This is a genomic window from uncultured Algoriphagus sp. (assembly GCF_963974365.1).
Classification (GTDB): domain Bacteria; phylum Bacteroidota; class Bacteroidia; order Cytophagales; family Cyclobacteriaceae; genus Algoriphagus.
This window is the reverse complement of record NZ_CAXBBX010000005.1, coordinates 59,078-83,769: the sequence shown is the minus strand read 5'-3', so window position 1 is coordinate 83,769 and position 24,692 is coordinate 59,078. Positions and strand designations below refer to the sequence as shown.

Below are 24,692 nucleotides of genomic sequence, written 5' to 3'. Positions count from 1 at the left end.
GGTCGAAGGGTTAAAGGGTTTTCTATATCTAATTTCTAATGTCTTACGTCTATCGTCTTGATTCTCGATTCTTGGCTCTTGGCTCTTGGTTCTTGGTACTTGATACTTTGTACTTTGTACTTGAAATCGTCTAAAGAATTACACGAATGAATTTATTTACTTCATGCAAATCAGTAAATTACACTACAACCCACAAAACCAATAACAATGAAGGAATTACGAAAAGAAGACATAGACCAAGGCGTATTTGATCTATACGATGCATACGCACACAACAAACTTGAGCGAAGACAATTCATAGAAAAACTTTCTGCCTATGCCGTAGGAGGCGTAACGGTTGCCGCGCTTATGAGTGCGATGATGCCAAATTATGAAGACACCCGTACCATCAAAGCAGATGATCCTCGCTTGGAATCAAACTACATCACCTACGATTCTCCAAAAGGAGGAGGCAAGATCAAAGGATTGCTTTCTACTCCAGCCGGAATGAAAGGTAAAGTACCTGGAGTGGTAGTGGTCCATGAAAACCGAGGCCTGAATCCGTACATAGAAGATGTGGGAAGAAGAACAGCTGTAGCGGGTTTTATCTCTTTGGCTCCCGATGCGCTCACCCCACTGGGAGGATATCCAGGCAATGATGATGAAGGACGTGCGATGCAAAGCAAAAGAAATCGGGATGAAATGCTGGAGGACTTTATCGCTGCTTATGAGTATTTGAAAGCGCACCCTGACTGCAATGGCAAAATCGGCGTGGTAGGATTTTGCTTCGGAGGCTGGATCTCCAATATGATGGCAGTTCGCATCCCAACTCTGGATGCCTCTGTTCCTTTTTATGGAGGTCAACCATCTGCAGAAGAAGCCGCAAAAATCAAAGCTCCACTCATGCTACAATTTGCAGGACTGGACGAGCGGGTAAATGCCGGCTGGCCAGCGTATGAAAAAGCCCTGAATGAAAATAATGTGGAAAATAAGGCTTTCATCTATCCCGATGTAAACCACGGATTCCACAATAACACCACGCCTCGCTACGATGAAGCTGCGGCGACATTGGCTTGGGAAAGAACGATTGGGTTTTTTAAGGAGAAGCTGGGGTAAGGAAATCTAATAGATATTAAATAAGAGTGCTGAAAGGCGCTCTTTTTTTTGTTTAATCAAGAACAAAATTGTTCAACCCTTCAGGATTGCCGGAATATGGTAATAGGCGAGTATCCACGGGTTGCACCCGCGGTTATTGAAAAGTTGGACCACTCCGTGGTCATGCTTGTGATATTAGAACTAAAAGCATGACCCCGAAGGAGGTCAAACCATTAATAACCATGGGTGCAACCCATGGTAAAAGAATAACCGCTCTTTGCGTGGACCGCGCCTTCCATTAGATGAGTTAGTAACTATATCTTTTAATTTTTCTAGAATCTGTTTTTCAACTCCATTGCAAAGTGGTCTGTGGGGACCCAGACCACGACGGGAGAGGTTCAACACACAGCCCAATCGCTCCGCCGTTGTTCGTGTCATCCCGAACAACAGCAATAGTCTCCCGCTATTTAAAAAATGTTGTAATTTGGCTTATGCTCTAACCGCAAATCAGCATGAATAAAATAAGAATTTTAGGATTAGTACTTATAGCCATGGGCATTTCAATCTATTTCCTGCCTTACCATGATTGGAGCGCCTTTCTTATGGGTTGTTTCATTGGAGGTGGAACAGTAATACTTATAACGGGTAAAATCGGAAGATATGAATCCAATTAAACCGAATTACTCAATATCAACGAAGAATAGCATTGACTCCCCCCCACTTATCGTATACAATAAACGTTAAGCTAAGCATAGACCAAGGGCTTGACAAGGTGAGTTTGTAACTCATATCTTTATGTTTTTCTAGAATCTGTAGTTCAATCCCATTGCTAAGTGGAAGAGCTACAAACCACGGCCCAATCGCTCCGCCGTTATTCGTGTCATCGCGAACAACACAAATACAGTCTCTCTACCCTTCCGGAATCATAAGACAAGGAAAAATACTGCTAATCTCACCTCTCTTTCCTAATGTTTCCTTTCCAATTTCCCACCTCGGCGTACTAATTGCTACCTTAAGGACAATAACTTATATTTTTATACATGAACAACAACAAATTCAACATCGCTGTCCTGATTGACGGGGATAATGCACAAGCCAAACTGATCAAAGAAATACTGGAGGAAGTATCCAAATACGGCAAGGCCACCATCCGGAGAATCTACGGGGACTGGACCACGCCACATATGAATAGCTGGAAGGAAATGATCAACCTACATTCTTTCAGTCCCATCCAAAAATTCTCCTACACCACTGGCAAAAATTCTACTGACAGCTCCATGATCATCGATGCGATGGACATACTCCACAGCGGCTCTGTGGACGGTTTTTGCATTGTTTCCTCGGATTCTGACTACACAGGCTTGGCAAAAAGAATCCGGGAAGAGGGCATGTTTGTGATGGGAATCGGTCGCAGGATCACCCCAAAAGCGTTTGTGCAGTCCTGTGAGATTTTCACCTATGCTGAGAATCTTTTGCCAGAAGAAAAACCAAAAGCAACGGCTAAGAAAGCGGATAAATCCCAAGTTAGCACCACTAGAAAAAACGTGGTAGTGAATGAGGAAATCAAAAAGGAACTTCCAGAAAAAGAAACCGCAGAACTTGATCTGAGCATCATTGATAAAGCTTTTGAAATCTCATCCGACGAGGAAGAGGAAATCCACATTGCCAAGATCGGGGCATCGTTGAGAAAGATAGACCCCAGTTTTGACCCTAGATCCTATGGCTTCCGCAACCTCACAGAGTTATTCAAGAACTTGGATAAATACGTGCTGGTGAAGAACCTGGTGAATGGGCTGAACTATCCACTGGTGAAGTTGAAGTAGTTGGGTGACTGATGTCGGGTGACGGATGTAGTTTGAATGCTAGTGTTAAGCATTTTATTTAGTGCTTTGATTCCATTTACTAGAAAAAATAGAACTTCTAATAAATGGTTAACTTCTACTGTGAAGCCACACCGGACACCGGACAAATGCCATAGAGTTATTGCATTATCAGGTATAATTAAGAACAGCCATAAAATATGAAAATCATTATCACAGGCACTACAGGAATGGTTGGCGAAGGCGTAATGCAACGCTGCCTTGACAACCCAAAAGTTGAAAAGATTTTGGCAATTAGTCGCAAGCCGAATGGCCATCAGCATCCCAAATTGCTTGAGTTAATACATCAGGATTTTACAGATTTGAGAGGTATTGAAGATCAACTGAGCGGGTTTGACGCCTGTTTTTTCTGTGCAGGAATTTCGTCAGTGGGAGTCAGCAAAGAGGACTATGAAAAAATCACCTACGATTTGACCTTAAGCTTTGCGCAGACTTTGGCGAAGCTTAATCCTCAGATGACTTTCACCTATGTATCCGGGCAGGGAACTGATAGTACTGAAAAGGGCAAAAGTCACTGGGCAAGAGTGAAGGGTAAAACTGAGAATGACCTGAAGAAGCTTCCCTTCAAGCAGGTTTTCGCCTACCGTCCCGGAGCAATGAAGCCTATGGAAGGAGCCAAACATGTACTTTCTTGGTATAAATACTTTTCCTGGATGTATCCTATAGGAAGAAAACTCTTACCAAATGCATTCAACACCTTAGCTGAGGTAGGTGACTCAATGCTCTATTTAACCCTGAATGGATATGACAAATTTATTCTGGAAGGAAAAGAGATAACAGAGACGGCAAATAAATTGACCTAGAATTAGGCCTAGAGCAACTCTCAGCAAATAGATTTTTTTTATAAAAAAATGCTGTAAATTTTAAGTCAATATCTCTTCAGTATTGACTTAACTTTTTCCCGTATGAAAGCAAAGCTACTACCAGCACTAATCTTCACATTGATAGGTTCGTCTGCTCTTGCCCAAGATCAGATCTCTTCAGAAAGATTGTTTACTGAGAAAGACCTAACCTCAAAACAGATTTCAGGAATACTGCCTAATCAGCTTAAACCGGGAATTTCGAACTTTTCCCCAACTGAAAATTCAACTTTCAATTTAGCAGACACAGTTCCTACAGCTACTTCTGGAGGAGAAATTCTACCTGGAGGTTTTATTGAGAAAATGGATAACTACCTGATCACTCAGCTAGCATTTGTAAATGACACAGAGCGATTTTCTGTGGATCAGGGAACTCAAGATTACCAGATTTATCCGAATGGATCTTCAGCGCTGAAAATCCATTTTAACTACCGCTTTTTATCAGTTGGATTCAGCTTGATACCCAAATTCATCTCAGGCAATGATGACAATGATTTGAAAGGTGAAACCAAAGGTTTTGGATTCAATACTGGGTTTAATTTCACTCATTGGTTTCAAACTGTTGGATATGGTCAAATCAGAGGGTTTTACTTAGACAACACCAAGGATTTCGACAACTCTTGGCAAGATGGGGACCCGTATATTCAATTTCCAGATTTGCTTTACAGAAGTTTCCACGGTACCACTGGCTATAGCTTTAATCCTAATTTCTCCACAAAGGCTTTAATGACAGGCACCGAACGTCAACTGAAAAGTGCAGGAAGTTTTATCCCAACTTTAAAGTACCGATACTATCTGGTGGACAACCGAGAAAAACTCAATGCCACCAATTCTACCCAAAAGTCCAATAATTTTGAAATCCTTGCCAATGCCGGATACTATTACACTTATGTGATTAATAAGGAGTTTTACCTTTCTGCAGGTGGATCTGCAGGTTATGGTTTTTTAAACTCAAAAGTAACTACCCGCAACATCAGTGATGAGGCAGTAACCAAACAGAACAATGGCGTTTTCAGATATGATCTGCAAGCTGCTGCTGGATATAACAGCGAGCGGTTTTATGCTGGTTTGATCTTTACTACCGAAAATCGACAATACAAACAGTCCAACACTTCGGTGATTAATTCCGACTGGAGGGTATTTTCGCAGATTACTGTTGGTTACCGGTTTAACGCTCCAAATGCTTTAAGAAATAATTTGAATAAAATCTCTCCCCAATAAGGAAACTGATCTTACTCCACCTCCTTTAGCTTAAAAACTTCAAAGCTCATTAGGTCTTCTTCGTTTGCGGGGTTGTCAGGATGAGAAATGGAGATAAAAAGCCCCTCTTTGCTTACAAAAGAATTATTTGGATAGTAGGTGTTTTCAGGCATTAGCGTTTCTCCCAACACATTCAAGTCCTTATCCAGAATCATCACCGCAAATTTCCGTGGAAACCTTCTGAGTTGAGTGATTTCTTCCTCATTTTCGACTTCAACTTTGGGAAGCACAAAGCGGTAAAAAACTCCTCGGTACTCATCATACAATATACGCTCATAGCGATCTGAGGCGTACACATATTTCATCGTATTAAAACGATCCGTCGCTTCATTAAAACTAGGAAAGCTTTGATCTATATACTTGCTTTTTGCATTCACAGTTTTTATACCATTTCCCTCCAAATCGGCAACATATAAATGATGATCAGCAACTAGGGAGTAAACCAATTTCTCTCCATCAGTAGCCATGCTAAATTCTAAGAGTTTTGGACCTGATTGATTGTAATCTTTTGGATAGGTAATAGGCAGGAGTTCTACTTCTGAACTCTTCAAGTCAATCGTATAGCTGAGTCTTTTGGAGGCGAGTGTATCATCGAAAACTTCTCTTGGATTAGCCTCAAATTTTGTGTTTACCAGCAACTTATTTCCTCTTAAAATAGGCGTGTATTTGTAGTAAGCATTGTGTACAAATGCACCCGTATATGAGAGTGGAGGTTCATAAGTATACTTGGCTTTGATTTTTGCACTTGTGTCAGTCAGATTCAGATGGGACATGGGATACCCAAAAAGAAATATACTATCTAAACTTTGCACGTGGATTCCTGAAATATAATCTACTCCTTCCGGCCCTTCTACATCGAAGACCATTCTCTTCTGAAGAGTCTTTGAGTCCAGATCATAAAGCTGGACTTCATTATTGGTATAATTGACATTAAAGAGCCAATTTCTATCTGTGGAAAAAGCGACCAAACCTGCGCTTACATTCGAAGTCTGACTATCTATAGGTAGGGAAACCAGTTTTCCATCAGAAAACAATTCCTGAGGAGTTGTGATGTTATCAGACTCTGATCCGCAACTCGTCAATAAGCTCAGACCTCCAAAAAGCAGAAATAAAATGAAACGATTTTTTCTCATGCACCTAATTTAAAAGTTTCAGTTTATAGTAGGTTACAAAATCATCTTCAGTCTCAAAAAAGTCAGGATGCTTTAGCGCTAAAACTTCTTCATCCTCGGTCAAAACAGTAGTAAAAACTAGCCCTTTTGGAACGGGAATATCATTTTGAAGTAAGTTAAACTCATCGTCAAATACGGCGACATAGTACTGTTTCAATTTTTCCAATTCTCTCCGTCCCGAAGATTCATCCCTATCATATTGGCTTGCCAAACTCTCTGCAATTCCCTTGTTGTAAATTACAATTGTTCTGTTGGTTGATCTGTAAATTTCCCGAATCGTACCTGGGAAATTATTCCTGGTCAATTCTCTATAATCTTGTTCTTGTTCGAATGGAACGCCAATAGGCTGGACAGCATCATTCACTTCGAGACTCACCTCTCTTTGGAAATTGACCTCGCCCTCCTTTTCGGTGTACACCCAGAATTTCATTTCATTCCGGAAATAAAGAATCCATTCCGTATCAGTTCTAATGACGGTTGGAAACATCCAATAATTGAATTCCCCATTGCTAAAGAATGAATTGGGAGGAAAAGGCATGGTCTCCCGACTACTATTCGAAACTGTGTCGATAACTTGGAGAATTGGCTGACCATAAATCCCTTCAAATATGCTTGTCGAAGATTCGTCTGTAACGACTTCAGCACGTTCAGGGCGGATAAATGCAATCTCATCACCCAAAGGATAAATTGCGTCACCAGACAATCCATTGATATAGAAATAATCAAAAGGCAACTTATACTGCCAAATTCTATTTCCATTAAAGTCGTATCTAAAAAAACCTTGATTCATGACTTGAAGTTCTATCTTTCCATCTCTCAGTCCAATTGGGTTTATAAGTCCATACATTGCGTAAGGCCCATCAGATGGAAATTCAATCGTTGATTTTGTCAGCCCATCTCTATCTAAGATCATATATTCCTTATCACGATTTCCTTTAGCCAAATAACTTTTGCTTTCAGGTTCGTAATCTAATATCCTCAGGTTACCCAAGTAATCTATCTGAAGTGAATCAACGATTTCAAACCTAAAATCTGCTATTGGTTGAGAACCAGCCTTCTCTCTTGAATCACAAGAAAAATATAACAGTACGATAATTATCGGGAGTAAAAGTCTTTTCATCCCTGAAGATAATTAGCTAAAACTGAGAGTCTAGGTTAATTATTCTTAACTCAACTTCTGGCTGAAATATTAAAAACAAAGGCTCTATACTTCAGTAAAGCTACGAATGTCGCTCCCCCAAAAGCATTGCCGATCAAGGCTGTACTTTGGAAAGACAAGTAATCCAAGACGGAAATATCAGGCGAACTCAACATCCCAGAAAATACCTCCACGCTGCCAATAATACTGTGATGCAGTCCCGTAAAAGCCATCACGGCGGTGATCATGTAAATCATCACTATTCTACTAATCGTATCTCGTGAGGAAGCCAACAGCCATGAAAGTAAGCCCATCAACCAACCTGCCACTATCGCACTGACGAAAATCACTGGCAATTTGGCATGCAAAACATGCGTTGCGATATTGACCACCACTTCCCTGTTGAAAATACCGAGATGCGGACCTAGCCAGAGTAGTATTCCAGCCATCAAATAACCTCCCACCAGATTTCCGGCGATCACCACTCCCCACAACTTGAACATACTTCCAGCAGAACGTTTTTTATTCAAAACAGGAAGTGTGAGTAGAGCTGTCTGCTCGGTAAACAGGATACTTTGCCCCAATACCACCAAAATAAACCCAAGAGGATATACTAAAGAAATGAATTTGATCAGGGAGGAATCTTCCACTTTCCCCATCAGGAAAAAGTAAAGCGTACAAAGCATGAGGTAACTAAAGCCAATTTCCAATCCTGCCGTGAGCGAACTCGTAAACAAGCTTTGGTAACTTTTATCGTAAGTTTCCAGCGCATCGATGATCTGATCACGTAGGATTTCCCCATGGGTTTTGGCAGAATCTGAACTTTTCGACTTTGACTGGCGAAGCTCTTTGTCAATTTCCCGCTGCTGATCTTCCGCCAGTTGCTCCTCGGTTTTCTCTTTTTTCCAAGCCATCTATGAGGTGATTATAAATTTGGTCAGGTATCAATTTAGGATTCTCACTATATTCTGAGCAAAAAATCAACCGTAAACTATAAACTGACTTAAACTCTAATTTCTCCTTAACTCCTAAAATCACTCAGTGGTTCTACATGCGGACAAAATATTAAAATCAAATCGCCTGTCATTCTTTAGAATTTCAAAAAATTCCTTCAGGTATTTATTCATGAATTTCACCTCACTTGGAGGCAACAAAAATGCCTGTCGCTCTATTTCCCCATAAAGCAAATCCTCCCTCGCTAAAAACTCACCGCGTATTGAATGCATCATTTCTTCCTCTCTGCAAAACCCTCTATACAAGCGCTCACTGACGCTTTTAATAGCTACTAGATTGCTAACCTGTGCATAAGGAGGCATTACCATACCCGTCATATCAAAATCGTATGCGAGTGGCACTACAGTTTTAGCATCCAATTTCAGGATTTTCATGTTGTGCTGATACAAACTCGACCAATCAGTATTGCCAATCATGAATTGAAACAAATCATGTCTAATAGCTGAAGAATCCTCCAAAACCATCCCCGCAATCATCTTATTCTCTAAAATCTCTCCATCAAATCGATCCGCAACCTTATCATCATCCTCTATCAGAAAACCCAGTAAATTGACTGCTTCTCCCTTTTTATCGTCTTCATTTACAAAATTGATTCGTATCATCCGCGTTTGGAAAGTATACTGACTCACCTGCTCATAAAATCTATAGCACAAAAACTCCTTAACTATAAATGAATCCGCATTTCTGCCAGACGAGCATGGAAATACCACCTTCAAATTTCTACTTCCATCAAACAAGTTACCCTTTCCCTCCTTCTTTTTGAGTCTCATCCTAACAGGTGGATAATAACAATTCTCCTTCCTGAAATTCCCTCTTGCCCTGAGCCCTACTTCCAATGTATCAAGGGTGCCTTCAGGAGTTGTATAGATCAAAAATGAATCTATGAACGTGGAATCATTGGTGTCTTTTCTTAGACTTTTGATTGAAAATTTCATATTGACCTCCAAAATTTCCTCTGAATCAAACAGTCTTTCCTGCTCCTGTGCGTAGGTAGAAAAACAAAAAAGAATGCAAAAAATGAGTAAGAGCTTTTTCATTGTTGGGGAAATTAAATCGTAAAAAATCTACCTAAACAAACTCAGTGAGCCTATTTGTGCTGTCTCGATCTAATTTAACCTTTCTAGGCTACAAATCTTTATTATTGGAATAATACTATTCACCTAGTCGTATCAAACGTAACCAACTGATTCTATGCCTATAAGCATAGTGAAGTAGTATTTCCGAAATAGGTTATGACAACTTTTAAAGCTTTGTCAACATCACATTTTTAAACTCAACCTCTGCTCCTTCGGCTTGTAGAGCGATTCTACCCCGGGAAGCGGTGGCATTAAAGCCATCATTGACCAAATCACCATTTAGCCAGACAGTGACCTTATCGCCATCGCAGCGGATTTTGATATGATTCCACTCGCCCAGAGGATTTTCGGAATCGTCTGTGAGGTTTTTTATCCTTCTCAGTTTCTTGCCATTTATACCCCAATTCTCCTTTGGTCCTCGCCTAGCTTCCATATCCTCCACTTCTATATTTTGCTCTATGCACCAAAAATCTCCTGCGTTTGAATGCATCAGCTGAACTTCGATTGACTTAGGAAACATCTCGTAAAGCGCTCGTGGCGTCGATGCATGGACAAGAATTCCGCAATTCCCAGGCTCTCCAGCAAAGCGATAATCTAGTTCGAGCGTATAATTATCATACTCAGCATCAGTAATTAAATGCCCCTGGGGAGTGCCTAAACTAACAAATAGCCCATCTCTAATAATAAAGGGGATTCTAAGTGAACTATCTGCTTCCAGATCTGGCACATCCATATGCCAACCGTCCAGACTTTTTCCATCAAAAAGATTGATCGTTTGACTTTGGGCGAAAAAAGTGACTAAGGCAAAAAGTAGCAATAAACTAGTTCTTCTCATGATTTCGGGATAGTGTTAAAGATTCCTTAAGCTAAAAATAATCCACGAATTCTCATGAGATACTTTATTAATGTCCAATTAGAGAGCTGTACCTATGGCACAGCTGATTTTCGGATTAATTCTTTTTCTACCCTTAGATTGTCCTTAAAGGGACTTGTTCACATTTTGGTTCAAGTCTATTGACTTGGACCTAAGGTATTGCAGTCCTCAAACAGCCTTGTGATGATAGGGCCTATATTTTGCTACAGCAGTCTGAATACTGCATTGAAAAAAGCAAAAGTCAGGATACTTGCACCAAAGGCTGTGATTGCAAACTGAGACTGAAAAACTGTACTCTACTTAACTCTAGCTTCCCAAATCCTCATAAAAAGCATGTGCGCCATACGTCTTGCATGTTCTTTGGCGTAGTTTGCAGTTTCTCCTTCGAAATACCTGTCCAAGGTCTGAAACCAAAGCTCAAGCCAATTCCCAAAGTGGGCCTGCTCTATGCTGTTATCCACTTCAGCATCAACTTGGCGATGAACTTTTACAGGATTGAATTTTCCAGCACCAGGTCCGGTTTGAAGCAAAATCATTTCCCAGAAATCACTGAGATGGATCAGATGCGTGTCCCAATCTTTGACAACTCCATTGAAAATCGGGCCCAGTGTATCATGAAGCCTGATTTGATCATAAAAACGTCTTACCAAAAAATCAACTTCCTTCCTCGATCTTATATCAATCTTATCCATCTTTTACTTTAAAATTGGCTCCAGTACTTCCAATTCCCCATCAATATTCTCAGGAATCGGAAGCCCAAGTATCTTACATACTAAAGGATACACATGGATATTCTGAAAAGTTTCAATTTCCAAACCTGATTTGAACGCAGGTCCGTTTGCATAAAAAATCGCATGCATATCCTTATAAGCTGGACTATAGCCATGCTCGCCAAAAGTATCCGTATCCAACCTATCCATGTTGTCTTGCATCCGAGTAAGTGTGGTCTCCCAAGCCAAATAATAGTATCGGTCAGGAATAATCAAAATATCACCTATCCTATCCTTATACATTAAATCCTGGTAGTTTTCCTTATCATCCACATCGGTGATATGAATCGGCAGCTCAGACATTTCCAGCTGCTTTATGATTTTCTCCTTGTCGTTTTGGTCTTCAAGATACACATGTGCCAGCGCACCATTATTCACGATTCTAGCGGGAATACCCTTTGTCAGATCAGTCAAATTAAGGAAGTGATCTGGTGTAACGTCCATCATTCCATGATCCGACACCACGATCACATTAATATCCAAGTCATAGCTTTTGATGCCTTCGAATAGCGCACCCAACTCATGATCTAGCTGAGTCAACCTTTCGGACAGCTTTTCATCATTGCTAGGCCCATAGCGATGTCCCGTATCATCCATGTCTGAGAAATATAGGGTAATCAATCTCGGGCGCTTTTCCTCTGGCAATTCCAGCCATTTGAACACTTCTGTCACTCTAGTGAGATTGCTTACGTTCCCGTCGTAATCATAATAGTAGCTCGGCCTCACGCCTTGCACATCAGCTTCCGAACCCACAAAAAAGTAACTCGCAGCGATCATATTATTTTGCTCTGCAAGCACCCAAAGCGGCGTTCCTCCATACCAAGTTCCGTCTTGAACAATCTCCTTTTTCCCAATACCATAGGTCAAATCCTTCTTCGGGTCATAGAAAGAATTGTCTACCAAACCATGATGCTCAGGCTTCAAACCAGTAGCGATCGTATAGTGGTTTGGAAAAGTCTTGCTTGGGAAAGAGGGTATCATACTCTCTGCCGCCACTCCTTCAGAGATAAAACGACTTAAATTCTCTGGTTTAAACCGCTCCACATAATCGTATCGAAAGCCATCAAGCGAAATCAGAATGACTATAGGCTCTTTCTTTTCTTGGGAAAAAGTAAGAACTGGAAATGAAACCAGTGCAATCAGCAAGAGCGAGCAGAGTCTTTTCATGGCGTATTCTTTTTTCAAAAATACCTCCTGTAGGATTGCGATACAATCCGATTGTCACTAATAATAGTTTGATAAAATCAGAAGGGTTGGCAACACCTACTTTTTGAAATAGGAATGGTCTTCCAACCAATCTTTCAATCGATCTGGCCAATGATTGATGCTTACAAATTCAGAGCGATAGCCCATGTTAAAGGCATGCTCGTCCTTGGAATACAAATGCATTTCTACATCAGCTCCTGCTTCCCGATAAGCTAGCATAATGTCCACAATGGTACTGGAGCAGCATTCATCTTTGTTTGCCGCAACGAAAAAAGCTGGCGGAGCATCTTTGGAAACGGATCTAGGCGTTCCCAACGGACCTGGATAAACCTGAATCTGGAAATTTGGCTTCGCCGAAAATCTATCCAACGGATCCGTAGCAGTAGCAATTCCAGGATTCTCATCATACGCGACCCAGTTCACCACTTCCCCTCCTGCCGAGAACCCCATGATTCCTATCCTGTCAGAATCGATACCCCATTTTCCAGCATTGGAACGAACTAAGCGCATGGCCCGAATGACGTCTTGTGTAGGATGTGACTCGTCATACGGCGAATTTTCTTCACGAAAAAGCCGGTATTTCAAAACTCCAACTGTTACCCCAAGCTCATTGAGGAATTTTGCAGGAGCCACACCTTCACCATTGTAACCTAGATTTCTAAATCCACCGCCTGGACATACCAAGATGAAGCTTCCGTTAGGTTTCTCAGGCTTGAAAAGGGTAACGCTGGGGTTATTGATATTTCTCACCCACCAGTCTTGAGCCAGTTCAGGTTCATCTTTTCGGGATTCAAAACCCGGCGCTCCATTTTCCCAGAGATAAATAGTCTCGGGATTATCTTGGCCAAGTACAAGGTTTGAAGCAATTAGAAAGAGGAAGAAAAGAAGTATTCTCATTTTCAGGTTAGGTTTATTGGAGTGAATATTTTTTTAGCAATAAAAGCACAACTACAAACTACCACTTTTCGGGGAAACCAAGATCAATATCATCCCTTGTCACCACAAAATCGGGAACATTTTCCCATGAAGAAAATCGTAAAATGGCTCTAATTAGCTTCTAAGCGACATGGTACATGAATTGGAATCAAGTGTAGCATCAAACAAACAATGATATGAAGACGACCAACAAACTTTTAATGGCGGCACTAATCACCTCTACCACACTAGGTGCTGTAAGCTGTAAATCAAGTAATGCTGTCAAAGGCGGGGCTATAGGAGGTGCAGCTGGTGGTGTACTCGGCGGCGTGATAGCAGGAAAAGGCAATACTGCGGTAGGTGTTCTGATAGGTTCAGCTATCGGTGGATCTGCCGGTGCCATTATCGGAAATGAGATGGATAAAGCAGCAGATGAACTTCAGCGAGATTTGGAAGGAGCCACAGTAGAACGCGTAGGTGAAGGAATCAAGATCACCTTTGACTCTGGACTTATGTTTCCAGTAGATAAATCTGAATTGAGTGATATTTCTAAGCAAAATCTAACAGAACTGGCAGAAACGCTTAAGAAGTATGACGAGACCAATATCCTCGTAGAAGGTCATACTGATAACACTGGTGCAGATGACTATAACATGGATTTGTCACGTAGAAGGGCGTATTCTGTGGAGGATTACTTGACTGAAAATGGTATTTCCAAAGGAAGAATGGAAATCACAGCCTATGGCGAGATGCAACCTACTGCTACGAATGAAACCGAAGCAGGACGTCAGCAAAACAGACGAGTAGAAGTTGCGATCTATGCAAATAAGAAAATGCAAAAAATGGCTGAACGAGGTGAAATCGGAGAATAATTATTCTCAGATCGATCCCTATTTATAAATCCGAAAGGCGACCTCTGGTCGCCTTTTTTTGCCTTTACTGGTTTTGGTTGAGCAAGTTCTGGTAATAATTCATTCGCTCTTCATTTCCGAGACTTTTATTGATCAAATATAAGTTCCCAAGTACAGCACGATTAGAACCATATTCCAAGGATTTTTCCAGTGCTACTAAACCCTCTTTCTCTTTTCTCTGAGCCAACAAAACAGAACCCAAATTCATATAAGCACTAAATGGATCTTCCGGGTTGGCCATCGTGGCTTCTCGATAGTAGCGCTCAGAAGTTGGATAATCCTTATCTTTTAAGAAAGCTATAGTTCCTAAGTTGGTGAGTACAACCGGGTTTTTAGGGTCGATTTTATATGCTTTTAAAAATTGTTTTTTAGCCGCAAGTGTATCTCTGGTTTCTAAAAGTGATTTTGCATAAGCCGCATTGAAGGAAGGGTATTTTTCTGCTCCCCCATACTGCTCAAATTCGGCTTCACACTTAGCATATTTCTCTACTGCTGTGACATAATCATTCCTTTGAAATGCACCATTTGCTTCTGACATAGTAAACACAAATGTCATTTCCTCAACAGATCTCCCCGTTGAATCTGCTGTCTGGTATTCCTTGGCTTTTTCCATATCACCCGCCTGAGAATAGAGATAGGACAGAGTGCTCTTTGTGGAAGGGTCATCCTGGTATTCCAAAGCTTTCTCAAACATGGCAATAGCCTTCACACTTTCACCCTTTCTCATGTAAGTGAGCCCAAGGTTTTTGTAGTTCGGAAAGTACTCTGTCTTATCTGATTTAAGACTTTTCAGATAATATTCTTCCGCTTTATCAAAATTACCTTCCTCAAAATTCAGCATTGCCAATTTAAACCAGCCGAAATATGCAGCTGGGTTCTTTTTGACACTTTCTTCAAAAACTTTGACAGCTCTTAAAGTATCTCCATATCCTAAAAGTACTTCGCCTAATGCATTGAGATATTGTGACACTGAGGCTTCTTTTCCTAAGATTTCATTAGACAAATCAAATTCCTTGATGGCTTCTTCGTAATATGCTTTGGCAGAATCAGTAGAAGTTTTTTCGATTTCTTTTCCTTTCAGCCTTAGCTCTTCTGCATACATTACATGCGTTCTCCAACTTTTCGGAGCAGTCTCCACTCCTGATTTTGAAAGGGTCAGATTGCTTTTCCATACCGGTGAACGATCAATTGTTTTCCATGAAAAGGCCAGTATCACCGGAAGTAGCACCAGAGGCAGAATTAACTTCACCTTGGAAGACTGATATTTTAGTACCAACTGATACAGACCGACAACAATTAAAAAACTAAATGCCAATGAAGGAATAAATAAGAAACGCTCACCAAGATTGGAGCCAATGATCAGCGAAGTCGTAAGGTTGGCAAAAATTGAAAAGCTCACGAGATAAAAGAGTATTCCAAAGCTGAACACATTCCTAGACTTAAACCCGAGGTAAGCCAAGTAAATCAACCCGCCAAAAAAAACCAAACTCAACCAAACTATTGGGCTTTTGAATGTCTGAACATCTAGCTGTGCAAAGGAATAGTCCCAACTCAAAGGATGAGGGAAAAAGAGGAGCTTAATGTACTGTAGGTATATATATAAATTGGTTGCTAGACGATCACCGCCGGTTAGACCATAGATTACGCTGTTTATTTTAGAGTCATAAGTAGTCGACGCACTGTCCAAAACAATTGCGCGAATAATTAGATAAACCAAAGCAGGAATTACAAAAGGAAGCGTTGATTTGATGGACTCCCAAACAGATTTCTGCTGGAAAAAGTAGCCAATGAGAGCAACCAACGCAATTAAAGGAAGTGATTCTTCTTTTGATATCAAGGAAAAGAAAAACAATATTCCTACCAAGCTCAACCTAGGAATGCTAAGATTTTTTTCCCACTTGATCCAAAGTAGAATTGCCGAAAAAGCGAATAAAGAGGCTAATAAAGTGTCCCGACTTTTCACTGATGCCACCACTTCCACATGTAGTGGATGGACCGCATATAAAGCTAAAATCAAAAGAGGAATGAGCAATGGCCAACTTTTTCTCTCACATAGCTTCAGTAAAAACAGCCCCAAAACTACAAGTAGGCTACCGTATAAAAGCACATTTAAGGAATGACCATTTCTAGCATTAAACTCTCCAAAAACCTGATATTCAACAGCAAAAGTCAATAAAGTAAAAGGGCGATAGATACTCGTATTTACAGGATTGATCTGAATGAAATTCATCGAACCATACTTGAATAGCTCAGTCCATTCATCCAGCCCTTTTTGAGTTACTCGATTGAAATAGGCATAGATACCATCATCTCCGGAATACCCATAATTATAAGTTTGAGCGTAGAGCAAAACGCCAAAAAAGGCTATCAAAAGAATCCAAAAAAATGATTTTTGCTTCATTGAGTGGTTTTGAGATTAAGGTTTGAAAATAGGGATAAAATCTTTAATCTACCATAAGCGAGCTAGTTGGGCTTAATTTCCCAACCTCTTCAAAACCTCAACTTAAACTTGAAAAAAAACAATCATCAAAAATCTATTCGCATCAGAAAATCAGTTTGAATCTCATCACCAAAAGGAAAGGGATGTGAACTGAAGACACTCAAACCATTCTTTTCGTAAAATTTAATTGCTCGAACATTCTTTTCCCAGACACCAAGCCACAGGTACTTTTTCCTGTTTAGCTTAGCAAAATTAATGGTGTGATTCAGCAAAACCTTCCCTAGTCCTTGACCGATATAACGTTGAAGAAGATACAATCTAGCCACTTCCAGACTAGAATTATCCTGAAGATCTGTTTGAGCGGGAACAAAATTAACCTTCGCGTAGCCAGCCAACTCCCCGTCTACTTCCAGAAGAAAAAATACAGAAGCCGGATTCTCCATTTCTTCGGAAAATTGTTCTTCAGTAAATGCCTCTTCTAGGTAGGCGTTGACATTTTCAATTTTATTCCCTTCCGTGAAAGCTTCGACAAATGAAATTCTAGCCATTTCCACCAAAGGATTCAGGTCCGCAAAATTGGCTTTTCTGATTAAATAGGGCATGTGATAATAATATAATAGGAAAGCCCCTGTTTGGAGCCTCACAATTTTCGCACAAAGCTAATTTGATTTTTTTTCTAGGACCTAAAACTCTAGCTTTTCCTCGGATAAAAAATCTACGGGCCTTGTATAAAAAATTAAGATCTAATCCTTACTAATTGGTATTCAAGTGGAATTAGACTGAACAAACCTACTTTACTAATTTTTGAATTTCCGCTTCAATTTCTATCCCTTTTATCTTGGCTTTATCCAATGGAATTCCAGCATTTAAGCCCGGTCTACGATGGCCAGTAGCTGTGAGCCAAGCATCACGAAGCAAAGCTTGTCTTTTCGCAACTAAACCCAAAATTTCTTCACCATTGGGAAAGGAGACAAGAGCCTCATGGATATCCTCAAAGTCCTCCACCTCTGATTCACCCAAACCAAGCAAAATCTCCTTTGCCATTAGCCAGTGGCCTATTTCTCCTGGATGCACTCCATCTTTTGCGAGATAGAAGGCGCTATCCAATTCACGCTGATCTTCCAAATACTTTCGCATCGGCCAATGAATATCAATTACTTTCCAATCCTCAGTATATCTTTTAGAGATCAGCCATTCCGAATAATTGTCTAAAACATTGGCATAAGCCTCACCCTTTTTCGGATCATATACCGGCGGAGTCACGAAAATCGCCTCAGCACCAATTTCTCCAATCTTTGTATCCAGCCAATTGATCCCATCCTTATACTTTTGGAACCTCTCTTCGTCTAAAGGCAAATAAATCCCATCGTTCATGCCATAATTCACAAAAACCAAGTCGGGCTTCATCTGCTCGAATACCCGATCCAATCGCTCATGCAGATCTGGTCTTGGAAAAGCGCCATTCGCATGGTTTTCCTCAGATAGTCCAGAAACCGTCTCAGATGGCAGTCCCACATTGATCCAATCTAATTCGCGATCTGGATATTTTAAACGATAATACGTCTCCACATAACATATGTATTGCCCAGCGTACGTGATGCTATTTCCCAAAAACACTATTCGCTGCGTATCTGCGGGGATTTCATAATTCGACTGTGAAAAGACAGAAACTTTTGGAAGAATAAATAGTAGGAAAACAAAAGCAAATCGAATCATGATCTGAGATTTGGAATAAAAGGTGTATTAAAATCCAAGTTAAAAAGATTATTACGCAGTCCAGCAAATCGCTCATTTAGGAAATCTTGATTTGTGCACCTCGCTGGAGCAAAGTATCTTCACTTTCAATTGTCCTTTTTTCGGCATCTACCTTCTTAAATTTTAATAACAAAATGGCTTCTGGAATATTTGCATTGCTTGATGATATCGCTACTCTAATGGATGATGTAGCAGTAATGAGTAAAGTGGCAGCGAAGAAAACCGCCGCTATTTTGGGCGATGATCTTGCTGTAAATGCAGAGAAAGCTTCTGGTTTCGTGTCGGATCGTGAAATCCCTGTGCTTTGGGCGATCACCAAAGGTTCACTTCTTAACAAGGCTATTATTCTGCCTTTTGCTTTTTTACTCTCTGCTTTTGTACCAGCAGTCATTAACTATATTTTACTACTCGGGGGTCTTTATCTGGCATACGAAGGCGCTGAGAAAATCTACGAATACATCGTGCCTCACAAGCCGCACAAAGATGTAAGCCTTGACGAAACTCTTACCAAAGAGCAGATTTTAGCTAAAGAAAAAGAAAAGGTAAAGTCAGCTATAGTCACAGATTTTATTTTATCAATAGAGATCATAATTATTACTCTTGGCACTGTGATAGGCGAACCAATTCTAGAGCAAATCCTAGTGGTATCCGCAATCTCTATGCTTGCTACTGTCGGCGTTTATGGCATTGTCGCATTAATCGTTCGTATGGATGAATTTGGCTACAAACTGATTGCTCTAAACGAACAAAAAGATAGCTTCTCTGATAAAGTAGGATTAGTACTCGTCAATGCTTTACCAAAAATCATCAAGGGAATGGGCATCGTCGGAACCATCGCATTGCTTTTGGTATCTGGTGGAATCTTCGTTCATAACCTTGATTTCATGCACCACATTTTACCCTCTATCCCGTCTATCATCACCGAATTCCTAGTCGGTTTGGTTGTAGGGTTCGTTGTGTGGGCGATTATTCATTTTGGGAAAAAACTTTTCATAAAGAAGTAGAATTTAGGCGCTGCGAACCCCTTTACTCATGATTCTAGGATGAAGTGATTATCTTAATCTTTCTCATCCAAAGAATCTACTATGAAGCCAATCCATTTGATTACTCTTTTAGCATTTGCATGCCTTTCAATTTCCGCAAATGCACAGGAGAAAAGACCTGAAGGAGTACCCCATAAATTCTCTAAAGACTATCAAAAGCCAGTTTTCAAAAAAGATCATAGAGCTGAAAAGATCAAGGAAATCCTACCTGAACTAGAAGCGCTCATGACAAAATACGCCAAGGAAAACCACATTCCAGGAATTTCTTATGGCATTGTGGTGGACGACAAACTGGTCATAGCATCTTCTACAGGTTTACTAGATGTGGAGAAAAACACCTCAGCATCCACCAATTCTGCTTTCAGGATAGCTTCAATGACCAAAAGCTTTACTGCGATGGCCATCCTAAAACTTCGGGATGAAGGCAAACTGTCTTTATCTGATCCAGCGGAGAAATATGTTCCTGAATTAGCCAATCTCAAGTACTTGACCCAGGATGCAGCCTTAATTGACATCGAAAATCTGTTGACCATGACTGCTGGTTTCCCAGAAGACAATCCTTGGGGAGACCGCCAGTTAGATGAGCCAGACCAAATGCTTTTAGATCTGATTAGCCAAGGCATTTCATTGTCCAATTCGCCCTCTTATCAATACGAATACAGCAATACCGGCTACGCGATCTTAGGTCACATCGTTTCGAAAGTTTCCGGGCAACCCTATCAGGAATACATCACCGACAATATTTTGCTACCGTTGGGAATGACGCATACTTACTGGGAAATTGATGAAGTTCCTGCTGAAAAATTAGCAATTGGATATCGTTGGGAAGATGAACAATGGAAACTGGAGCCAATGCTTCATGACGGAGCTTTCGGAGCGATGGGTGGATTGATTACATCGATTGAGGATTTTAGCAAGTACGTAAGTTTTCATCTATCTGCTTGGCCACCCAGAAATGGCCCAGAAGAAGGACCGATCAAACGAAGTTCGCTACGTGAAATGCAAACACCACAATTCCCGCGGCTAAACTCCAACGGGGCTTGCGCTATCATGAGCGGCTATGGTTTTGGATTGGGTATTTATCAAAACTGCAACGGTACCAAGTGGGTGTCTCACGGAGGCGCTTTGCCTGGTTTTGGAAGTAACTTTAGGTTTTTTCCTGAGTTCGGAATCGGGATCATGGCATTTTGCAACTTGACATATACAACCCCCTGGCCACTTGCAGAGATTGAGAAATTGCTTTATGACAAAGGTGTAATGATCCCGAGGCAGTTACCAGTTTCAGATATTTTAGAAAAGCGAAAGGATCAAATCGTGCTTTTAATTCAGAAGGGAAGCCAAGAAATAGAAGAGTCGATTTTAGCTGAAAATTTCTTTTTGGATCAATCAAAAGAAAGTCGCTATACTGAATATAAAGCTATGTTAGACCAAGCTGGAAAAATCAGAAATATCACCGACCTGATTCCTCAAAACCAACTTAGAGGTAATTTCACGATGGAAGGAGAAAATGGAAATGTTTCGATTTTCTTCACCCTAACTCCCGAGAAAGACCCAAAAGTCCAGCAATTGGACATACGTTTCAAGCCGAAGCAATAATCCTAAGAACCTGGAAGTCAATAATCACCAAAAAAATATTTTACATGTACATACATTTATCTTCTAAACACGGAACTTAAAGAACCTGTCAGTGTTTAGTAGTCATATCTTTTGATGCTACCATCAAAAGTTTGAAAACTGAACCAACATATTATGCAAGTTTTAGAAAATCTGAATTGGCGATATGCCACCAAATCAATGAACGGAACTCCTGTTCCGCAGGAAAAAGTAGATTACATCCTAGATGCTATTAGACTTTCGGCTTCATCTTCGGGATTGCAGCCTTACGAGATTTTGGTAATCACTGATCCAGAAGTAAAGGAAAAAATCAAGCCTATCGCTTGGAATCAAAGCCAAATCACAGACGCATCACACGTACTTGTATTTGCTGCCTGGGACAATTACACACCTGAGCGTATCAACGGTGTATTCAAATACAACAATGAACAGAGAAATCTTCCAGACTCTGTTACGGATGATTATCGCAACATGCTTTTGACAAGCTATACTGCGAAAACTGCAGAAGAGAACTTCACTCACGCAGCTAAGCAAGCCTATATAGCGCTTGGCACCGCACTGATCGCTGCAGCTGAGCAGGAAGTGGACTCCACTCCTATGGAAGGTTTTGACCCAGCGGCTTTGGATGAGATTTTGGATCTTAAATCCAAAGGACTTCGTAGCGTGGTTGTTTTGCCACTTGGCTACAGAAATGAAGAAGGCGATTGGTTAGTCAACATGAAAAAAGTACGTACACCGAAAGAGAAATTTGTGACAGTTATCTAACTGAAACTTTATCCATATATACAAAGCGGATTGGGTAATTACCTGATCCGCTTTTTTATTTTCTACTTAGGAATGCTGAAATTAGGATAGACAACTACGAGCTCTATGATTACTTCAGAAGCCTTCACCCAACTTGCACTCTCTTTTCCAGGAACCGAATCAGCTCCACACTTTGACAGAACTGCTTTCAAAGTGGTGAAAAAGCGAATATTTGCAACGCTTCATGAGAAATCAAACACGGCGAACCTTGTCTTGTCCTTGGATGAGCAAAGGGCTTTTTGCGAATATGACACTCAAGCCATCTACCCTGTTCCCAATAAATGGGGAGAAAAGGGCTGGACAACTTTTGATTTCCAAAAAATCTCGAAGGAAGTGCTTTTCGAGGCGTTGAATTCAGCCTATTCAGCTGTATTCAAACAGAAATCAAAATAGAATTGGCTAACAAAAGACTAAATCAATCTCCTATTTGTAAACATTTCGGCATTCATATTTCTTTAACTTTAACCTAGTGACTTTTAGAAATACAAGCCAATGACTGCATCTACTAGAAAGAACATTCAAACCCAAAGCTCCACCGATTTCACAGGAATTGATCTGAAAAAACCAGCACTGTATGCGGCTGGACTCACTGGAGTAAAAGTAGCGCTTCAGCATACCTTCAAGGAAATGGGAGTGATAAAATCCTTCCAGACTCTTTCTCATATGAACCAGAAGGATGGGTTTGACTGTCCTGGTTGCGCATGGCCTGATCCTGAGCATCCATCCAAAGTGGCAGAATACTGTGAAAATGGAGCTAAGGCACTGGCCGAGGAAGCCACTTCCAAAGTGGTGGACAATGCCTTTTTCTCCAACTATTCCGTGCAGGAGATTTCGCGCTGGTCTGACTACAAAATCGGGCAAAGCGGTCGCTTGGTAGCTCCGATGATCTTGAAACCAAACTCAAATCACTACGAGGAATGTACCTGGGAAGAAGCTTTTAGAGTGATCTCAGAGCATCTTCATGCGCTCGCCAGTCCTGACGAAGCCATCTTCTACACTTCTGGAAGATCGAGTAACGAAGCTGCCTTTTTATATGGACTATTCGTCAGAGCTTTTGGCACGAACAATATGCCCGACTGCTCCAATATGTGTCATGAATCCAGCGGAGTTGGACTTTCTGAAACGCTAGGAATAGGAAAAGGCTCTGTGAAGCTCGAAGACTTTGATAAAGCTGAAGTGGTGATGGTGATCGGTCAAAATCCGGGGACAAATCACCCTCGTATGCTTTCTGCGCTGGAAAAATGCAAAGCAAATGGAGGCAAAATAATCTGTATCAATCCACTCCAAGAAGCTGGACTCATCCGATTCAGAAATCCACAGGCATTCAACGGCATGCTACTTAATGGACATGGGTTGACGGACATTTACCTTCAGGTAAAAATCAATCAGGATGTAGCACTTTTAAAACTGATTGAGAAAAAACTGGCTGCTTTGGATAAGGTTGACGGGAAGGTATTTGATCATGAATTTATCGAGAAATATACCGAAGGTTACGAATCACTTTTGGCACATCTGGAAACTCATTCTGAACAAGAATTACTGGAATTATGTGGCGTGGACGAAAAATTGATTGACCAAGCAGTCGCACTTTTAGCCAAGAAAAGCAAAATCATCATCTGCTGGGCTATGGGATTGACCCAGCATAAAAATGGAGTAGAAAACATCAAAGAATGCGTCAATCTGCTATTGCTGAAAGGTAGCCTAGGAAAACCCGGAGCGGGAACCTGTCCCGTTCGTGGCCATAGCAATGTGCAAGGTGACCGAAGTGTGGGTATCATGCATTATGTTTCCAAGGACCTGAATGCAGCTATCAAAAATACGTTTGGCTTCGAGGCTCCTGATCATGAAGGAGTGGATGTAGTCAAAGCAATTCCGGCCATGCATGAGGGAAAGGCAAAAGTTTTCGTCGCGCTTGGGGGAAATTTCGTGTCCGCTGCTTCAGACACTGAATACACTGCTAAGGCACTTCAGAACTGTGACCTCACAGTTCAGATCAGCACCAAGCTAAATCGTAGCCATGTGATCACCGGGAAAACTGCTTTGATTTTACCCACTCTCGGAAGGTCAGAAAAGGATTTCAAAGATGGAGAGCAGCGACATTTCACCGTGGAAAACAGCATGGGGATAGTGCATCAATCCAAAGGTTTTCTTGATCCAATTTCAGATGACATCAAAAGTGAACCCGAAATAGTGGCAGGATTTGCAGCGGCATATTTCAAGGGAAATCATTCTGTAAAATGGAAGTTGCTTGGTTCGGATTATGAATTACTTCGCGAAAAATTAGGCGAGGTGATTTCCGGCTTCAAAGACATCAATTCAAAGTCTGAAGGGTCTGGATATTACCTTCCAAACAATGTGAGAGACTTGGATTTCAGTAAACTACCAAATCAAAGAGCGCAGTTCAGCAACACCGAACTCCCCATTCACACCCTCAAAGAAAACGAATATCTGCTGATGAGCATCCGCTCGCACGATCAGTTTAATACGACGATTTACGGCTTAAATGATCGATATAGAGGCATTTACAATGAGCGCAGGGTTCTTTTCATGAACGAAGCTGACATGTCTCGAGAGAATCTTAAGAAAATGGACGTGGTCAATATCCTAAGTAACTATAATGGACAAGAGCGTAAAGTTTTCCAATTTTTAGTCATCCCCTACCAAATTCCTAAAGGCAATCTGGCGGCCTATTTCCCAGAGACAAATCCGCTAATTCCCATCCATGAATACGCCAATAAAAGTAATACGCCGATTTCTAAGTCTGTGAGGGTGAGTGTGGAGAAGGCTGGGTGAATTTTGTAAACAGTAAGTAGTCAGTAGTAAATTTTGTTTTACTACTGACAAAGTTTACGACTAACTACTTACAAATCCCTCCGCTCCACATGC

General features: G+C 40.9%; 21 protein-coding genes. 10 read left to right on the top strand and 11 right to left on the bottom strand.

From position 1 onward, the window contains the following. Positions 1-207 precede the first annotated feature (207 nt). The 4 genes from AACZ87_RS08280 to AACZ87_RS08265 all read left to right on the top strand — a co-directional run bounded on the left by AACZ87_RS08280 (position 208) and on the right by AACZ87_RS08265 (position 5,035). Entirely contained in the window at positions 208-1,095 is an 888-nt protein-coding gene (locus tag AACZ87_RS08280) for a dienelactone hydrolase family protein (protein ID WP_339866339.1), read from the top strand. A gap of 1,019 nt (positions 1,096-2,114) precedes the next feature. Continuing rightward, the gene (locus tag AACZ87_RS08275) at positions 2,115-2,897 is read left to right on the top strand and encodes an NYN domain-containing protein (protein ID WP_339866338.1); all 783 of its coding nucleotides are present in this window, start codon (positions 2,115-2,117) and stop codon (positions 2,895-2,897) included. Positions 2,898-3,094: 197 nt separating this feature from the next. Beyond that, positions 3,095-3,757 carry an NAD-dependent epimerase/dehydratase family protein gene (locus tag AACZ87_RS08270; RefSeq protein WP_339866336.1) on the top strand — a complete coding sequence of 221 codons (663 nt, stop codon included), beginning with the start codon at positions 3,095-3,097 and terminating at the stop codon, positions 3,755-3,757. 102 nt (positions 3,758-3,859) lie between these two features. Further along, entirely contained in the window at positions 3,860-5,035 is a 1,176-nt protein-coding gene (locus tag AACZ87_RS08265) for a DUF4421 domain-containing protein (protein ID WP_339866334.1), read from the top strand. A gap of 11 nt (positions 5,036-5,046) precedes the next feature. Here the strand turns inward: AACZ87_RS08265 and AACZ87_RS08260 are convergent, their stop codons facing one another. From AACZ87_RS08260 to AACZ87_RS08225, 8 genes are all read right to left on the bottom strand, one after another. Beyond that, complete coding sequence (locus AACZ87_RS08260) at positions 5,047-6,207, bottom strand: DUF4221 family protein (protein WP_339866333.1); 1,161 nt, start codon at positions 6,205-6,207, stop codon at positions 5,047-5,049. Between the two features lie 4 nt (positions 6,208-6,211). Further along, the gene (locus tag AACZ87_RS08255; protein ID WP_339866331.1) at positions 6,212-7,366 is read right to left on the bottom strand and encodes a hypothetical protein; all 1,155 of its coding nucleotides are present in this window, start codon (positions 7,364-7,366) and stop codon (positions 6,212-6,214) included. A gap of 50 nt (positions 7,367-7,416) precedes the next feature. Further along, positions 7,417-8,298, bottom strand: a complete 882-nt coding sequence (locus AACZ87_RS08250) for a formate/nitrite transporter family protein (protein WP_339866329.1) — start codon at positions 8,296-8,298, stop codon at positions 7,417-7,419. 120 nt (positions 8,299-8,418) lie between these two features. Next, complete coding sequence (locus tag AACZ87_RS08245; RefSeq protein ID WP_339866327.1) at positions 8,419-9,435, bottom strand: hypothetical protein; 1,017 nt, start codon at positions 9,433-9,435, stop codon at positions 8,419-8,421. Positions 9,436-9,640: 205 nt separating this feature from the next. After that, complete coding sequence (locus AACZ87_RS08240; protein ID WP_339866326.1) at positions 9,641-10,309, bottom strand: DUF1080 domain-containing protein; 669 nt, start codon at positions 10,307-10,309, stop codon at positions 9,641-9,643. Positions 10,310-10,644: 335 nt separating this feature from the next. Continuing rightward, complete coding sequence (locus tag AACZ87_RS08235) at positions 10,645-11,040, bottom strand: group III truncated hemoglobin (protein WP_339866324.1); 396 nt, start codon at positions 11,038-11,040, stop codon at positions 10,645-10,647. Positions 11,041-11,043: 3 nt separating this feature from the next. Then, positions 11,044-12,285, bottom strand: coding sequence for an ectonucleotide pyrophosphatase/phosphodiesterase (locus AACZ87_RS08230; RefSeq protein ID WP_339866323.1), 1,242 nt, complete (start codon positions 12,283-12,285; stop codon positions 11,044-11,046). Positions 12,286-12,381: 96 nt separating this feature from the next. After that, positions 12,382-13,221: an alpha/beta hydrolase gene (locus AACZ87_RS08225; RefSeq protein ID WP_339866322.1), complete on the bottom strand. Its 840-nt coding sequence runs from the start codon at positions 13,219-13,221 to the stop codon at positions 12,382-12,384. A 215-nt stretch (positions 13,222-13,436) separates the two neighbouring features. On the opposite strand from AACZ87_RS08225, the gene AACZ87_RS08220 reads away from it, so the two are divergent. Continuing rightward, positions 13,437-14,111 (top strand): OmpA family protein, encoded by a 675-nt coding sequence (locus tag AACZ87_RS08220; protein ID WP_339866321.1) that lies wholly within the window; start codon positions 13,437-13,439, stop codon positions 14,109-14,111. A gap of 64 nt (positions 14,112-14,175) precedes the next feature. Here the strand turns inward: AACZ87_RS08220 and AACZ87_RS08215 are convergent, their stop codons facing one another. The 3 genes from AACZ87_RS08215 to AACZ87_RS08205 form a co-directional block, all read right to left on the bottom strand. Further along, the gene (locus AACZ87_RS08215) at positions 14,176-16,551 is read right to left on the bottom strand and encodes a tetratricopeptide repeat protein (RefSeq protein ID WP_339866319.1); all 2,376 of its coding nucleotides are present in this window, start codon (positions 16,549-16,551) and stop codon (positions 14,176-14,178) included. 125 nt (positions 16,552-16,676) lie between these two features. Continuing rightward, positions 16,677-17,192 carry a GNAT family N-acetyltransferase gene (locus AACZ87_RS08210; RefSeq protein WP_339866318.1) on the bottom strand — a complete coding sequence of 172 codons (516 nt, stop codon included), beginning with the start codon at positions 17,190-17,192 and terminating at the stop codon, positions 16,677-16,679. Positions 17,193-17,379: 187 nt separating this feature from the next. Beyond that, complete coding sequence (locus tag AACZ87_RS08205; protein ID WP_339866316.1) at positions 17,380-18,306, bottom strand: SGNH/GDSL hydrolase family protein; 927 nt, start codon at positions 18,304-18,306, stop codon at positions 17,380-17,382. Between the two features lie 173 nt (positions 18,307-18,479). Here AACZ87_RS08205 and AACZ87_RS08200 point away from each other — a divergent pair, with 173 nt between their 5' ends. The 5 genes from AACZ87_RS08200 (at position 18,480) to AACZ87_RS08180 (ending at position 24,599) form a co-directional block, all read left to right on the top strand. Next, complete coding sequence (locus AACZ87_RS08200) at positions 18,480-19,349, top strand: DUF808 family protein (protein WP_339866315.1); 870 nt, start codon at positions 18,480-18,482, stop codon at positions 19,347-19,349. A gap of 81 nt (positions 19,350-19,430) precedes the next feature. Continuing rightward, a complete protein-coding gene (locus tag AACZ87_RS08195) occupies positions 19,431-20,984 on the top strand; it encodes a serine hydrolase domain-containing protein (protein ID WP_339866313.1) in 1,554 nt (517 codons plus the stop codon). Between the two features lie 153 nt (positions 20,985-21,137). After that, positions 21,138-21,767, top strand: a complete 630-nt coding sequence (locus AACZ87_RS08190) for an NAD(P)H-dependent oxidoreductase (RefSeq protein WP_339866312.1) — start codon at positions 21,138-21,140, stop codon at positions 21,765-21,767. A 105-nt stretch (positions 21,768-21,872) separates the two neighbouring features. Then, the gene (locus AACZ87_RS08185; RefSeq protein WP_339866310.1) at positions 21,873-22,199 is read left to right on the top strand and encodes an MmcQ/YjbR family DNA-binding protein; all 327 of its coding nucleotides are present in this window, start codon (positions 21,873-21,875) and stop codon (positions 22,197-22,199) included. A 99-nt stretch (positions 22,200-22,298) separates the two neighbouring features. After that, positions 22,299-24,599, top strand: coding sequence for an FdhF/YdeP family oxidoreductase (locus AACZ87_RS08180; RefSeq protein ID WP_339866308.1), 2,301 nt, complete (start codon positions 22,299-22,301; stop codon positions 24,597-24,599). Positions 24,600-24,692: the final 93 nt, after the last annotated feature.

Coding starts and splice junctions, on each gene's coding strand:
- AACZ87_RS08185 (WP_339866310.1), top strand. CDS start 21,873: ATGATTACTTCAGAAGCCTTCACCCAACTTGCACTCTCTTTTCCAGGA.
- AACZ87_RS08210 (WP_339866318.1), bottom strand. CDS start 17,192: ATGCCCTATTTAATCAGAAAAGCCAATTTTGCGGACCTGAATCCTTTG.
- AACZ87_RS08280 (WP_339866339.1), top strand. CDS start 208: ATGAAGGAATTACGAAAAGAAGACATAGACCAAGGCGTATTTGATCTA.
- AACZ87_RS08225 (WP_339866322.1), bottom strand. CDS start 13,221: ATGAGAATACTTCTTTTCTTCCTCTTTCTAATTGCTTCAAACCTTGTA.
- AACZ87_RS08235 (WP_339866324.1), bottom strand. CDS start 11,040: ATGGATAAGATTGATATAAGATCGAGGAAGGAAGTTGATTTTTTGGTA.
- AACZ87_RS08215 (WP_339866319.1), bottom strand. CDS start 16,551: ATGAAGCAAAAATCATTTTTTTGGATTCTTTTGATAGCCTTTTTTGGC.
- AACZ87_RS08220 (WP_339866321.1), top strand. CDS start 13,437: ATGAAGACGACCAACAAACTTTTAATGGCGGCACTAATCACCTCTACC.
- AACZ87_RS08190 (WP_339866312.1), top strand. CDS start 21,138: ATGCAAGTTTTAGAAAATCTGAATTGGCGATATGCCACCAAATCAATG.
- AACZ87_RS08265 (WP_339866334.1), top strand. CDS start 3,860: ATGAAAGCAAAGCTACTACCAGCACTAATCTTCACATTGATAGGTTCG.
- AACZ87_RS08260 (WP_339866333.1), bottom strand. CDS start 6,207: ATGAGAAAAAATCGTTTCATTTTATTTCTGCTTTTTGGAGGTCTGAGC.
- AACZ87_RS08180 (WP_339866308.1), top strand. CDS start 22,299: ATGACTGCATCTACTAGAAAGAACATTCAAACCCAAAGCTCCACCGAT.
- AACZ87_RS08200 (WP_339866315.1), top strand. CDS start 18,480: ATGGCTTCTGGAATATTTGCATTGCTTGATGATATCGCTACTCTAATG.
- AACZ87_RS08240 (WP_339866326.1), bottom strand. CDS start 10,309: ATGAGAAGAACTAGTTTATTGCTACTTTTTGCCTTAGTCACTTTTTTC.
- AACZ87_RS08205 (WP_339866316.1), bottom strand. CDS start 18,306: ATGATTCGATTTGCTTTTGTTTTCCTACTATTTATTCTTCCAAAAGTT.
- AACZ87_RS08255 (WP_339866331.1), bottom strand. CDS start 7,366: ATGAAAAGACTTTTACTCCCGATAATTATCGTACTGTTATATTTTTCT.
- AACZ87_RS08270 (WP_339866336.1), top strand. CDS start 3,095: ATGAAAATCATTATCACAGGCACTACAGGAATGGTTGGCGAAGGCGTA.
- AACZ87_RS08275 (WP_339866338.1), top strand. CDS start 2,115: ATGAACAACAACAAATTCAACATCGCTGTCCTGATTGACGGGGATAAT.
- AACZ87_RS08230 (WP_339866323.1), bottom strand. CDS start 12,285: ATGAAAAGACTCTGCTCGCTCTTGCTGATTGCACTGGTTTCATTTCCA.
- AACZ87_RS08195 (WP_339866313.1), top strand. CDS start 19,431: ATGAAGCCAATCCATTTGATTACTCTTTTAGCATTTGCATGCCTTTCA.
- AACZ87_RS08250 (WP_339866329.1), bottom strand. CDS start 8,298: ATGGCTTGGAAAAAAGAGAAAACCGAGGAGCAACTGGCGGAAGATCAG.
- AACZ87_RS08245 (WP_339866327.1), bottom strand. CDS start 9,435: ATGAAAAAGCTCTTACTCATTTTTTGCATTCTTTTTTGTTTTTCTACC.